The organism is Brevundimonas abyssalis TAR-001, assembly GCF_000466985.1.
Lineage (GTDB): Bacteria > Pseudomonadota > Alphaproteobacteria > Caulobacterales > Caulobacteraceae > Brevundimonas > Brevundimonas abyssalis.
Map to the genome: position 1 here is coordinate 23,923 of NZ_BATC01000022.1, position 13,385 is coordinate 37,307.

The following is a 13,385-nucleotide window of genomic DNA, read 5'->3' on the forward strand; positions in this document are numbered from 1 at the left end:
GTGGGTGGAAAGCCGGACCCTTCAGGCCTGATAGCGCTACCACGACATTGAGATCGCGGCGCGCGACAGGGAGGACGATCATGATCTCGAGACGCCGCCTGGTGAGCGCGTTCGCCGCCCTCGGCCTCATTCTGGCGCCGGTCGCGGCCCTTGCCGATGACGGGCGATGGGTCGGCGCTTGGGCGTCGTCCCAGATGGTCGCGGAGAACGAACACGCCCTGCCCGACAGCGCCATGGACGACGTCACCCTGCGACAGGTGGTGCGTCTGACCGCGTCCGGCGACCGGATCCGGGTCCGGGTCTCGAACGCCTTCGGCGACGCGCCCCTTCGCATCGCCCGCGCTGCGGTAAGCCGACCAACGACCCGCGACGGCGCCATAATCGATCCGGCCATGGTCAGGCGCCTCACCTTCGCGGGCCGGCCCGACGTCATGGTCCCGGCCGGGGCCGAGTTCGTCTCTGATCCTGTGGACTTCGAGGTGGAGGCCCTGTCGCATCTGGCCATCACCCTTCATGTGGCCGACGCCCCTTCGCGCCTGACCGCCCATCCCGGCGCCCGGGCCACCAGCCGCATGGCGTCGGGCGACCAGACGGGCGCCGCCGCCCTGACCGATGAGACCACCTTCACCCGCTGGTATCTGCTCTCCGGCGTGGACGTGCTGGGCCCGCCAGAGGCCGGGGCGATCGTCGTGCTGGGCGACTCCATCACCGACGGCTATGGGGTCCAGCCGGACACCGACGCCCGCTGGCCCGACTTTCTCGCCGAGCGGCTGCAGGCTGATTCCCGCGCGTCCCACCTCAGCGTGCTGAACCACGGCATCGGCGGAAACCGGGTGCTGCGCGACGGTCTGGGCCCCAACGCCCTGGCGCGGTTCGAGCGAGACGTGCTGGGCCAGACCGGCGTGACCCACCTGATCCTTCTGGAAGGCGTCAACGATCTGGGTGTCCTGACCCGCGACGCGCCGGCGACGCCCGAGGCGCATGCCCAGCTGGTCGCCGACATGATCGCCGCCTACGCCCAGATGACCGCCCGGGCGCGGGAGCGGGGGATCACCGTCATTGGAGCCACCATCACGCCCTACGGGGGCTCGGACTACTATCATCCGGACGCGCAGAACGAGGCGGACCGGCAGGCGATCAACGCCTGGTTCCGGACGCCCGGCAATGTGGACGCGGTGATCGACTTCGACGCGGTCATGCGCGATCCGGAGCGGCCCACGCACCTGCGGGCCGAGTACGACAGCGACGGCCTGCATCCGTCCATTGACGGGTACCGCGCCATGGGCGAGGCGGTGGACCTGACGCTGTTTCTGACGCACGAAGACTGATGCGCTTCGCCCTGATCGTCCCTTTCATCGTTTGGGCCGCCCCCCTGTGCCTGCCCGCCGCCGCGGGGGCGCAGCAGATCGCCATCACCATTGATGACGCGCCGGTGCACGGCCCTGTGCCGGAGGGCGAGGCCTATGTGGGGGTCGCCGCCCGCATGATCGCGGCGCTGAGCGAGGCGGGCGACGCCCCGGCGACCATCTTCATCAATGGCGGGCCCGTCGAGCAGAACCCGGACGCCGCCGCGGCGCTGGACCTGTGGCGGGCGGCGGGCCACCCGCTCGGCAACCACACCTGGACGCACCAGAACCCGAACGCCATCGGGGCGGACGCCTACGAGGCGGAGATCCTGCACAACGAGCCGCTGCTGGCCGTGCTGATGGGCGAGCGGGACTGGCGCTGGTTCCGCTATCCGTTCCTGGCCGAGGGCGAAGATCCGGTGCTGCGCGACCGCATCCGGGCCTTTCTGGATGAGCGGGGCTACCGCGTGGCCTCGGTCACCATGAGCTTCGACGACTGGGCCTGGACCGAGCCCTATGTGCGCTGCCGGGCGCAGGGCGACGACGCGGCCGTCGCCCGGATGGAGCGGGCCTATATACAGGCCGCAGACGCCGCCTTCGACCACTCCAGGGCCATGGCCCGCGCGCTGTACGGCGAGGACATTCCCTATGTCCTGTTGCTGCACACCGGCGCGTTCCACGCCCGCATGCTGCCTCAGGTGCTGGCGTTGTATCGCGGCAAGGGCGCGACGTTCGTCTCCCTCGAAGAGGCGCAGAGCCACCCCTTCTATGAGGCGGACATTCGGGTCACGCCGTCGGACGGACCGCTTTATCTGGAGACGGCGCTGGCGGCGCGGGGACAGACCGCACCGCCCAAACCCTGGGACATCGCCTGGCTTGAAGAGGTCTGCCGCTAGCGATCCTTTTCGCGCTCGGTGCCCGCCTGCGCATGCAGCGCGGCCTGGGCCGCCGCCAGCCGCGCGATCGGCACGCGGTAGGGCGAGCAGCTGACGTAGTCGAGACCGGCTTCCTCGCAGAAGGCGATGGAGGACGGGTCGCGCCGTGCTCGCCGCAGATGCCCAGCTTGACGTCCGGGCGCACGGCGCGGCCGCGCTCGGCGGCGATGCGGATCAGATCGCCGACGCCTTCCTGGTCCAGCCGCACGAAGGGATCGGTCTCGAAGATGCCCTTGTCCATGTAGGCCTGCAGGAAGCGGCCGGAATCGTCGCGGCTGATGCCGAAGGTGGTCTGGGTCAGGTCATTGGTGCCGAAGCTGAAGAACTCCGCGTTCTCGGCCAGGTCCCCGGCGCGCAAGGCGGCGCGGGGCAGCTCGATCATGGTGCCGACCTGATAGTCGACCCTGTCGCCTGCCGCCGCGAACACCGCCTCGGCGGTGCGATCGGTCAGCTCGCGCAGATATTTCATCTCCAGACCCAGCGCGACCAGCGGGTGCATGATCTCGGGCGTGGGCGCGGCGCCGGACTCGGCCTTCACCGCCAGCGCGGCCTCGAGGATGGCGCGCACCTGCATCTCATAGATCTCGGGATAGGCCACGCCCAGCCGGCAGCCGCGATGGCCCAGCATGGGATTGGTCTCGGCCAGATCCTTCGCGCGGCGCTTCAGCTTGGCCGCGTCCAGACCCGATGACGCCGCCAGGGCGTCGATGTCCTCGTCCGAGTGGGGAATGAATTCGTGCAGCGGCGGGTCCAGCAGCCGGATCGTCACCGGCAGGCCGGCCATGATCTGGAACAGCTCGGTGAAGTCCGCCTTCTGGAACGGCTCGATCTTGGCCAGGGCCGCGCGACGGCCCTGTTCGTCGTCGGCGAGGATCATCTCGCGCACCGCCGCGATGCGGGTCTCGTCGAAGAACATATGCTCAGTGCGGCACAGGCCGATGCCCTCGGCGCCGAAGCCCCGCGCAGTCTTGGCGTCCAGCGGAGTCTCCGCATTGGCCCGCACCTTCAGGCGGCGGACCTTGTCGGCCCAGGCCATCAGGGTCTGGAAATCGCCGGTCAGTTCGGGCTCGATCATGTCGACCGCGCCCTCCAGCACCTCGCCCTTCGAGCCGTCGATGGTGACGATCTCGCCCGCGCGGAACTCGCGACCCCGGGCACGGAACAGGCCCGCCTCCTCGTCGATGTGGATTTCTCCGGCGCCGGAGACGCAAGGCCGTCCCATGCCGCGCGCCACCACCGCCGCGTGGCTGGTCATGCCGCCCCGGGCCGTGACGATGCCGCGCGCCGCGTGCATGCCGTGAATGTCCTCGGGCGAGGTCTCCTCGCGCACCAGAATGACCGCGTCGCCCAGCTGGCCCAGACGCTCGGCCTCGTCGGAATCGAACACCACCTTGCCCGTGGCCGCGCCGGGGCTGGCGGGCAGGCCGGCGGCGATGACGTTGCGCTGGGCCTTCGGGTCGAGGGTGGGGTGCAGCAGTTGGTCCAGCGCCGAGGGATCGACCCGCTGGATGGCTTCTTCCTGGCTGATGACGCCCTCGGCGGCCAGATCCACGGCGATCTTCAGCGCGGCCTTGCCGGTGCGCTTCCCGTTGCGGGTCTGCAGCATGTAGAGCCGGCCCTGTTCGACCGTGAACTCGATGTCCTGCATGTCGCGGTAGTGGCTTTCCAGCTTGCCCACCACGTCCACGAACTGGCCGAACACCTCCGGCATGGCCTCTTCCATGGAGGGCGCGCTCTCGCCCATCTCCTCGCGGCCCGCCTTGGTCAGGGACTGGGGCGTGCGGATGCCGGCCACCACGTCCTCGCCCTGGGCGTTGATCAGGAACTCGCCGTACAGCTTCGCCTCGCCCGTGGACGGGTTGCGGGTGAAGGCGACGCCGGTGGCCGAGGTCTGGCCCATATTGCCGAACACCATGGACTGGATGTTCACCGCGGTGCCCCAGCTCTCGGGGATGTCGTGCATGCGGCGGTAGAATTTGGCCCGGTCGTTCATCCAGCTGTCGAACACGGCGCCCACGGCGCCCCACATCTGGGCGGCGGGGTCCTGCGGGAAAGGCTCGCCCTGCTCGCGCTCGACCACGGCCTTGTAGTCGGCGACGACCTTCTCCCAGTCACCGGCCGTCAGCTCGGTGTCGACCGAGACGCCGAGGCGGTCCTTGTGGTCGTCCAGCACCTCCTCGAACAGGTCATGGCCGATGCCCAGCACCACATTGGAGTACATGGTGATGAAGCGGCGATAGCTGTCCAGGGTGAAGCGCCGGTCCCCGGACAGGGCCGCCAGCCCCTCCACCGTCTGGTCGTTCAGGCCCAGGTTCAGAACCGTATCCATCATGCCCGGCATGGAAGCGCGGGCGCCCGAGCGCACCGACACCAGCAGCGGATTGGCCGCGTCGCCGAAGCGCTTGCCGGTCAGGGTCTCGACCTGTTCCAGCGCCGTCTTCACCTGGCCCTCCAGATCGGCGGGGTAGGTCTGGCCCTGGGAGAAATAGTGGACACAGGCCTCGGTGGTGACGGTGAAGCCGGGCGGCACCGGGAGCCCGAGGGAGGACATCTCCGCCAGGTTGGCGCCCTTGCCGCCGAGGAGGTTCTTCATCGAAGCGTCGCCGTCGGCGGAGCCGCCGCCGAAGCCGTACACCCACTGGGTCATGTCTGCGTCGTTCCTGAGTTCAGTCTGTGGAATGGGCGGGGTTGGTCCCCGCCTCTGAGCCGGCGCGAAGCTAGCGCGGCAGTGCAGCAAAGGCCACGCCGCGCCGTAACAAATCGTGAGCGATCGTGACGGTTCCTTCTCCGATCGGCGGAGAGGAAAGCCGGCGTCAGGCCCGCGCCTTTGCGCTCGCCGCATCCACGCCCAGCGCGGTCAGGGCGGTCGCGGCGATATGCTCCGCGTTCAGACCGGCCTGGGCGTACATGGTCTCGGGCTTGTCCTGGTCCTGGAACACGTCGGGCAGATGCAGGGTCCGCACCTTCAGTCCCGCGTCCAGCGCGCCCTTCTCGGCCAGCATCTGCAGCACGAAACCGCCGAAGCCGCCCATGGCGCCCTCCTCGACCGTGATCAGGGCCTCGTGCTCGCGGGCCAGACGCAGGATCATGTCCTCGTCCAGCGGCTTGGCGAAGCGGGCGTCGGCCACGGTGGCGGACACGCCCCGCGCCGCCAGAGCCTCGGCCGCCTTGAGCGATTCCTGCAGCCGGGTGCCGAGCGAAAGGATCGCGACGGTCGTCCCCTCACGCACGATGCGGCCCTTGCCGATCTCAAATGGGGCGGCCAGTTCGGGAATCTCCACCCCCACCCCGTCGCCGCGCGGATAGCGGAAGGCCGAGGGCCTGTCGTCGATCTCGAGGCTGGTGGCGATCATGCCTGCCAACTCTGCCTCGTCCGAAGCCGCCATCAGCACCATGCCCGGCAGGGCGCCCAGGTAGCCGATGTCGAACGACCCCGCGTGGGTCGGCCCGTCGGCGCCCACCAGACCGGCCCGGTCCAGGGCGAACCGCACCGGCAGCGACTGGATCGCAACGTCGTGCACCACCTGGTCGTAGCCGCGCTGCAGGAAGGTGGAATAGATCGCCGCGAACGGCTTCATGCCGTCCGCCGCCAGCCCTGCGGCGAAGGTCACCGCGTGCTGCTCTGCGATGCCCACGTCGAAGGTGCGGTCCGGGAACGCCTGGCCGAACAGGTCCACGCCGGTGCCGCCCGGCATGGCGGCCGTGATGGCGACGATGGACGGGTCGCGCTCGGCCCGCTTGATCAGCTCGGTCCCGAACACCTTGGTGTAGCTGGGCGCATTGGAGATGGACTTGGACTGCTTGCCCGACACCACGTCGAACTTGACCACCCCGTGGTACTTGTCGGCGCTGTTCTCGGCGGGCGCATAGCCCTTGCCCTTCTGGGTCACCACGTGGACCAGAACCGGCCGGTCCGTGATGGCCGCGGCGTTCTTCAGCACCGGAACCAGCACATCCATGTCGTGGCCGTCGATGGGGCCGACGTAATAGAAGCCCAACTCCTCGAAGAAGGTCCCGCCCGTGACCATCCCACGGGTGTATTCCTCGGCCTTGCGTGCGGCATCGCGGAACGGGCGCGGCAGATGCTCGGCCATCTTCTTTCCGAAGCGCCGCATGTTCTGATAGGCGCCGCCGGACACGAGCTTGGCCAGATAGGCGCTCATCCCGCCGACCGGCGGGGCGATGGACATGTCGTTGTCGTTCAGGATCACGGTCAGCTGGCCGGTGGTCTCGGCCGCGTTGTTCATGGCCTCATAGGCCATGCCGGCGGACATGGAGCCGTCGCCGATGACCGCCACCACCTTGTTGCCGGACTTCTTCTGGTCCCGCGCCGCCGCGAAGCCCAGGGCCGCGGAGATGGAGGTGGAGGCGTGCGCCGCGCCAAACGGGTCGTAGTCGCTCTCGGCCCGCTTGGTGAAGCCCGACAGGCCGCCGCCCTGACGCAGGGTGCGGATGCGGTCGCGCCGTCCGGTCAGGATCTTGTGCGGATAGCACTGGTGCCCGACGTCCCAGATCAGGATGTCCTTGGGCGTCTCGAACACATGGTGCAGGGCCACGGTCAGCTCGACCACGCCCAAGCCTGCGCCCAGGTGCCCGCCGGTCACGGACACGGCGTCGATGGTTTCGGTTCGCACCTCGTCGGCCAGCTGTCGCAACTGGGCGACGCTGAAACCACGGGTGTCAGCGGGAAAGGCGACGGTGTCGAGAAGCGGAGTGTCCGGCATAGGCCCTTCTAGTCCGTGATCGGCGCGGAGGCGATAGCCCCTGTGGCCGCATGGACATCAACGCACGGCAGGCGGATCGGATCAGCCCTTCAGCCGCGCCGCATGGAAGGCCACGTGATCGTCGATGAAACTGGCCATAAAGAAGTACGAATGGTCGTAGCCCGGCTGCATCCGCACGGTGAGCTTCTGGCCCGCCTTGTCGGCCGCCGCCTTGAGCAGTTCGGGCTTGAGCTGGTCGGTCAGGAATTGGTCGCCGTCGCCCTGATCCACCAGAATGTCGTCGTAGACCCCCGAAGCCGCCCCGGATTCCAGCAGCAGCGCCGCGTCGTGCTTCACCCATTCCGCCCGGTCGTCGCCCAGATAGGCGGTGAACGCCTTCTCGCCCCAGGCGCATCGGGTCGGCGAGGCGATGGGGGCGAAGGCCGAGACGCTCTGGAACAGCTCGGGATGGCACAAGGCCAGGGTCAGGGCCCCGTGCCCGCCCATGGAGTGGCCGAAGACGGAGCGCGTCTTCGTCGTCGGGAACCCGGCGTCGACAAGGGCGATCAGCTCGTCCGTGACGTAGCTCTCCATGCGGAAGTGCGGCGCCCAGGGCGCCTGGGTCGCATCCACATAGAACCCGGCCCCCTGCCCCAGATCATAGGCGTCGTCGTCCGCCACGCCCTGACCTCGCGGCGAGGTGTCGGGCGCCACAATGATCACCCCATGCTCGACCGCCGCCCGATACGCCCCGGCCTTGGACGTAAAATTATCCTCGGTGCAGGTCAGGCCCGACAGCCAGATCAGCACCGGAAACGGCCCCTCCCCCGGCGGCGTGAACACCGACAGGGTCATGGGCGTGCCGGTGATCGCGCTGTCATGACGGCAGTACCGCAGCGTGCCGCCGTGGACGATATGGGTCTTGGTGGTTTGCAGGGTCATTTCGGCCTGTGCATGGCGCAGATCTTGTTGCCGGACGGATCGCGCAGATAGGCCAGCACCAGCTTCCCGAACGCGCCGTTGCGCTCGCCGGGCGGGTCCTCGATGGCCGTGCCGCCCGCCGCGACGCCGGCGTCGTGGAAGGCCTGGACCATCTCGGGGGTTTTCGCATGAAAACCGATGGTGCCGCCGTTGGCGTGGCAGGCGGGCTCGCCGTCGATGGGCGCCCCGATCGCGAAGGCCCCTCGGTCCGTGCGCCACCAGAACCGCCCCTTGGGGTCCGGCCCCTGCGCCCCCGGAATCCCCAGCGCGCCAAGCGCCGCGTCATAGAACCGGCGTGACGCCTCAATGTCGTTCGCCCCGACGGTGATGTGCGTGAACATAGGTTTCCTCTCTCGTTCCTGCTGGTCTTAGCGGGCCAAAGACAGCCACGTCCATCTGACTCCCATGGCGCGATTGCCGGCCTGCAGGGACTCCGCCTGGGCAGCCAGCCGCACCGACAGACCATGGCGGCCTGCCAGGGCAATGGTTTCGTCGGCGGTCGTTGCGAACACGGGCCGGGTCGCGGCCCCAGGGCCGTGCCGAACCGAAAGGATGATCTGGCCGCCGTCCGCGACGAGGGCGGCCAGATTCGCCATGGCGGGAGGACGCATCGTTTCGTCCAGATGCTGCCAGACCGCCGAGAGAACGATCAGATCAAATTGCTCGCGCAAGGCCCGGACGACGTTCAGATGCGGCAGCCGGTCGTCCAGCCAGCGGACCCGATCCCCCCGGAGTCGTTCCCCGGCCTGACGCAAGGCCTCAACGGGCTCGACCGCCGTCGCCTCATGGCCCTGCTCGGCGAACCAACCCGCGACGTAGCCTGTGCCCGCGCCCACATCGAGCATCCGCCCCGCCGTCGTCGGCAGGACAGTCATCACCGGGGCCAGAAGCCGCGCCGGATCGAACCCTTCCATCCGGCCGATCTGATCCGCCGAAGCATCCGCATAGCCGCGCAGGACCGTCTCGACCGTCATGGCCTCAGAACACCACCACGCTGCGGATGCTCTTGCTCTCATGCATCAGGTCGAAGGCCTTGTTGATGTCCTCCAGCGGCAGGGTGTGGGTGATCATGGGGTCGATCTCGATCTTGCCGTCCATGTACCAGTCGACGATCTTCGGCGTGTCGGTGCGACCGCGCGCGCCGCCGAAGGCCGAGCCGCGCCAGACGCGGCCGGTGACCAGCTGGAACGGGCGGGTCGCGATCTCCTTGCCCGCCTCGGCCACGCCGATGACGATGCTCTCGCCCCAGCCCCGGTGACAGGCCTCCAGCGCCTGACGCATCACCGTGGTGTTGCCGGTGCAGTCAAAGGTGTAGTCGGCCCCGCCGCCGGTCATCTCCACCAGATGGGCGACCACATCCGACACATCCTTCGGATTGACGAAGTGGGTCATGCCGAACTTGCGGCCCCACGCTTCCTTGTCAGGGTTCAGGTCCACGCCCACGATCATGTCGGCGCCCACCATCTTCAGGCCCTGGATGACGTTCAGCCCGATGCCGCCCAGGCCGAACACCACGCAGTTGGCGCCCGGCTCAACCTTGGCCGTGTTGACAACCGCCCCCACGCCCGTGGTCACGCCGCAGCCCACGTAGCAGGCCTTGTCGAAGGGCGCGTCCTTGCGGATCTTCGCCAGGGCGATCTCGGGCAGCACGGTGTAGTTGGAGAAGGTCGAGCAGCCCATGTAGTGGGCGATGGCTTGGCCCTTGTAGCTGAACCGGCTGGTGCCGTCGGGCATCAGGCCCTTGCCCTGGGTGCCGCGAATGGCGGTGCACAGGTTGGTCTTGCGGCTGAGGCACGACTTACATTGCCGACATTCCGGCGTGTACAGCGGGATGACGTGGTCGCCCACCTCCACCGAGGTCACGTCCGGCCCGACTTCCACCACCACGCCCGCGCCCTCATGGCCCAGGATCGAGGGGAAGATGCCCTCGCTGTCCAGCCCGTCCAGCGTATAGGCGTCGGTGTGGCAGATGCCCGTCGCCTTGATCTCCACCAGCACCTCGCCCGCGCGCGGTCCCTCCAGATCCACCTCGACGATTTCGAGCGGACGTTTGGCTTCGAATGCGACGGCGGCGCGGGTCTTCATGGGCAGGCTCCAGAGTGATGGCCCCCTTCTAGGCCATGCCGGGGATGCTATGAAACCGCATGAGCAAACGAAATCTCGTCGTCCTGACCGGCGCCGGCGTCTCGGCTGAGTCCGGCGTGCCCACCTTCCGGGCGGCGGACGGGCTTTGGCTGGGCCATCGGGTCGAGGACGTGGCGACGCCCGAGGCGTTCGCGCGCGATCCGGCGCTGGTGCAGGACTTCTACAACAAGCGGCGCCGGCAGCTGGCGACCGTCCACCCCAACGCGGCCCACCGGGCCTTGGCCGCGCTGGCTGCGCGGTGGGAGGGCGGCTTTCTGCTGGTGACCCAGAACGTAGACGACCTGCACGACCGCGCCCACGCCGAGACGCCGCCGGCGCCGGGGTTCGACCTGATCCACATGCACGGCGAGTTGAGGAAGGCGCGCTGCACGACCTCGGGCGTGGTCTGTGACTGTCCCGACGATCTGGAGACGGACCACGCCTCGCCCCACCATCCGGCCGGACGGCTGCGCCCGCACATCGTCTGGTTCGGGGAGATTCCGCTGGAGATGGACCGCATCGAACAGGCGCTGAGCCGGTGCGACCTGTTCCTGTCGATCGGCACCTCCGGCGCGGTCTGGCCGGCGGCGGGCTTTGTTCAGGCGGCGCGGATGGCGGGCGCGCGGACGGTCGAGATCAACCTGGAGCCCACGGCCGGGCGGCGCCTGTTCGATGAGGCGTCTACGGCCCGGCGTCCCTGACCCTGCCCGCCTTCCTGGAGGCGCTCTGAGCGTCATCTTCCGTCAGCGGTCCGCGCCTTTTCGTCGGCGCCGCCACAGGCCAGTGTGCCGTCATGGCGGGCGATGTGATCACAGGCATGGGACGACGGTTGGGCGGGGCGCGGCTTCTGCTGATCGTCCTGCTGAACCTGATTCCGGTGGGCGGGGTGCTGTGGCTGGGCTGGGACGCCGGGCAGATCCTGATGCTCTACTGGGTCGAGAACATCATCATCGGGGTGATGAGCCTGATCCGCATCCTGACCGCCCGCCAGCCGGACACCCTGGCGCCGGGTTCGACGCAGATGGGAACGATCGGCGTCGGCTGCTTCTTCATCGTCCACTACGGGCTGTTCACCCTGGTCCACGGCGTCTTCACCATGATGCTGGCGGCCAGGATCATCGACGGGGGGGACGGCCTGTGGGAGCGGGTGTTCGCCAATCCGAGCTTCCACTTGGCCGTGCTGGGGGTGATGGGGCTCCAGGTCGTGATCCTTATCCGCGAGTGGTGGTCCAGCGGCCTGTGGCGCCGGTCCACGCCCGGGATGGAGATGTTCCGCCCCTATGGCCGCATCGTGGTGCTGCATGTGACGGTGCTGGCCGCCGCCTGGTGGCTGAGCGGAACGGCCGCGCCGATGGGGGCCGTGCTGATCCTGTGCCTGATGAAGGCGGTGGTGGAGCTGGCCCTGACTGCGGTCATCTCCCCCGCCGCGCGCTCACCGCAGGGAGCGTGACCGGAGCCGGACGACGCGCGCCCAGCCCCGCATCACGTCACGCTGTCAGCTCAGGACGACGATGGCCACGCGGCGGTTCTGGGACCGGCCTTCGGGGGTGTCGTTGGGCGCCACCGGTTCGCTCTCGCCGTAGGAGATGGTGGACATGCGGTTCAGGGCCACGCCCTGACGGTTCAGATAGCGGCGCACGGCCTCGGCGCGGGCCTGACCCAGTTCGTCGTTGTAGGATTCCGGGCCGGTGGAGTCGGTGTAGCCCTGGATCTCCAGATAGACGTTGGCGTTCTCGGCGCGGAGGCGCTGGGCCAGCTCGTTGAGGCGCTGCTCGGCTTCGGGCGACAGGCTGTCCACGTCCGTGGGGAACTTCACCGAGTCATCGGACAGGACCACCTCGTAGAGGAACTTGCCCTCGGCCAGCACATGGGCGTCGTTGGCGCGCTGGAGGGCCTGTCCGGCGGTGCCCTCGACGCCGGTGAGGCGCGTGTCGGTGGCCGTCACGCGATCATCGACCACCTGTACGTTGTCGCGCACGAACTGGTGGCTGGCGCAGGCGCCGGCCATCAGACCCACGGCGGTGATGGTCGCGCCGACCTTCAGCGTGCGGCGTGTGGAAGTGTTCAAGTCAGGTCTCCATCCCAGTGGGGGCGCCAGTCCCATCGTCGCGCGCCGCCACGTTTTTCGGCACGAAAGGCCGCTTGATGACGGGGTTTTGACCAGAAAATGTCAGCTTGGCCGTAGTATTTCGTCCATCCGTGCAATAATCGTGTTCGATCAGGAACCCGCGCCTGAGCAGACGCGTTGGGCCGCTCAGAGGCCAAGGGGCCGGGACGCGGTCCTCCTTTCAGCGATCACTGATCTCATTTTCGCACCCTGCCCGACCGCCGGCGCCACGATGCTGACGCGGACGAACTTTTTTCTGTGGGCGTGAGCGATTTTTCTCGATCCGGTGCGCGCCGCCCCCGCTGGAGCCGCCTGGCCGTCCGGTCCGGCGTGTTCCTGATCGTCGCCGGGGTCGAGGTCGCGCTGTTCCTGACCCTGTCCCGCATGGGTCTGATCGAGCCGCCGCTTGCGCCGCCGCCCGTCGTTGTAACCCTCGTCAATCCGCCGCCAGTTCCGCCACCCCCGCGGGTCCCCGAACCGGTCCTCGAGGATTCACCCGCTCCCGCCGACGCGGCGCCGCCGGACACGGCCCTGCGCGTCGCCCCGCCCTCGCCGCCACCACCGCCCCTACGCCCGCCGCGCTTGCCGCCGCCGGAGGTGGAGACTGTCCCCATAGCGCCCTCTCCCCCCGCCCTGCCGGTGCTGACGTCATCGCAGACGGCGGGCGCGCGGACGGCGGGTCGCGGCGCGGGCGGCGGGGCCGGCGGCGCGGGATCGGGATCGGGCGCGGGCGGATCACGCGGCGGCTGCGACATGGTCAGCCGCCTGCAGGATGCGTTGCGCGGCGATGCAGACGTACGCGCCGCCATCGACGCCGCCAGCCGCCAGCTGAACGCCTCGGGCCGGGCCATCCAGGTCTGGGACGGCGACTGGCTGCAGAACGGCGACGAGGCGGGCAAGGGTCTGGCCGGGGTGCGCCAGGCCATCGCCATGGAGGTCGCCTTCGCTCCCGCCGACTGCCGCACCGAGGCCATGCGAGGGCTGGTGCTGCTGACCTTGGGTGACGGCGCCGGCGCCTCCCGCATCGCCCTGGGCGCCCCGGCGTGGCGTTGGTCGGACCTGCTGGAGATCGACTGACGGGGTCTGGGGCTGTGAGACTCTGGCGGCGAAAAAGAGTGCAATGAGAGTCTCACTTTTCGCCGCCAGAGCCCCTTGTCATCCCGGCCGGAGCGAAGCGGAGAGCCGGGAC

General features: G+C 68.9%; 10 protein-coding genes and 2 pseudogenes. 5 read left to right on the forward strand and 7 right to left on the reverse strand.

Going from position 1 to position 13,385, the window contains the following annotated elements; genetic code table 11:
* Nucleotides 1-80: 80 nt before the first annotated feature.
* Both MBEBAB_RS07525 and MBEBAB_RS07530 read left to right on the forward strand, forming a co-directional pair.
* Nucleotides 81-1,328 carry an SGNH/GDSL hydrolase family protein gene (locus tag MBEBAB_RS07525; protein ID WP_021697358.1) on the forward strand — a complete coding sequence of 416 codons (1,248 nt, stop codon included), beginning with the start codon at nt 81-83 and terminating at the stop codon, nt 1,326-1,328.
* On the forward strand, nt 1,328-2,242 hold the full coding sequence (locus MBEBAB_RS07530) for a polysaccharide deacetylase family protein (RefSeq protein ID WP_045319027.1): 915 nt from the start codon (nt 1,328-1,330) through the stop codon (nt 2,240-2,242). The genes MBEBAB_RS07525 and MBEBAB_RS07530 overlap by 1 nt, the downstream gene beginning before the upstream one ends.
* Here MBEBAB_RS07530 and ppdK read toward each other — a convergent pair.
* The 6 genes and pseudogenes from ppdK to MBEBAB_RS07560 all read right to left on the reverse strand — a co-directional run bounded on the left by ppdK (nt 2,239) and on the right by MBEBAB_RS07560 (nt 10,050).
* Nucleotides 2,239-4,928 (reverse strand): annotated as a pseudogene (gene ppdK / locus MBEBAB_RS07535) (pyruvate, phosphate dikinase). The gene MBEBAB_RS07530 and the pseudogene ppdK sit on opposite strands and share 4 nt — an antisense overlap.
* Before the next feature lie 166 nt (nt 4,929-5,094).
* On the reverse strand, nt 5,095-7,005 hold the full coding sequence (gene dxs, locus MBEBAB_RS07540; RefSeq protein ID WP_021697360.1) for a 1-deoxy-D-xylulose-5-phosphate synthase: 1,911 nt from the start codon (nt 7,003-7,005) through the stop codon (nt 5,095-5,097).
* A gap of 81 nt (nt 7,006-7,086) precedes the next feature.
* Complete coding sequence (gene fghA / locus MBEBAB_RS07545) at nt 7,087-7,926, reverse strand: S-formylglutathione hydrolase (protein ID WP_021697361.1); 840 nt, start codon at nt 7,924-7,926, stop codon at nt 7,087-7,089.
* Complete coding sequence (locus MBEBAB_RS07550) at nt 7,923-8,306, reverse strand: VOC family protein (protein ID WP_021697362.1); 384 nt, start codon at nt 8,304-8,306, stop codon at nt 7,923-7,925. Before MBEBAB_RS07550 ends, fghA begins: the two co-directional genes overlap by 4 nt.
* Before the next feature lie 27 nt (nt 8,307-8,333).
* Nucleotides 8,334-8,939, reverse strand: a complete 606-nt coding sequence (locus MBEBAB_RS07555; RefSeq protein WP_021697363.1) for a class I SAM-dependent methyltransferase — start codon at nt 8,937-8,939, stop codon at nt 8,334-8,336.
* Nucleotides 8,940-8,943: 4 nt separating this feature from the next.
* Nucleotides 8,944-10,050, reverse strand: a complete 1,107-nt coding sequence (locus tag MBEBAB_RS07560; protein ID WP_021697364.1) for an S-(hydroxymethyl)glutathione dehydrogenase/class III alcohol dehydrogenase — start codon at nt 10,048-10,050, stop codon at nt 8,944-8,946.
* A 59-nt stretch (nt 10,051-10,109) separates the two neighbouring features.
* Between MBEBAB_RS07560 and MBEBAB_RS07565 the strand changes: the two are divergent.
* Nucleotides 10,110-10,819, forward strand: a pseudogene (locus MBEBAB_RS07565) (NAD-dependent deacylase).
* Between the two features lie 63 nt (nt 10,820-10,882).
* Nucleotides 10,883-11,539 carry a DUF6498-containing protein gene (locus MBEBAB_RS07570; protein WP_021697366.1) on the forward strand — a complete coding sequence of 219 codons (657 nt, stop codon included), beginning with the start codon at nt 10,883-10,885 and terminating at the stop codon, nt 11,537-11,539.
* A gap of 45 nt (nt 11,540-11,584) precedes the next feature.
* Here the strand turns inward: MBEBAB_RS07570 and MBEBAB_RS07575 are convergent, their stop codons facing one another.
* On the reverse strand, nt 11,585-12,157 hold the full coding sequence (locus tag MBEBAB_RS07575; RefSeq protein ID WP_021697367.1) for an OmpA family protein: 573 nt from the start codon (nt 12,155-12,157) through the stop codon (nt 11,585-11,587).
* A 303-nt stretch (nt 12,158-12,460) separates the two neighbouring features.
* Between MBEBAB_RS07575 and MBEBAB_RS07580 the strand changes: the two genes are divergently transcribed.
* Nucleotides 12,461-13,273, forward strand: a complete 813-nt coding sequence (locus MBEBAB_RS07580) for a hypothetical protein (RefSeq protein ID WP_148291468.1) — start codon at nt 12,461-12,463, stop codon at nt 13,271-13,273.
* Nucleotides 13,274-13,385 lie beyond the last annotated feature (112 nt).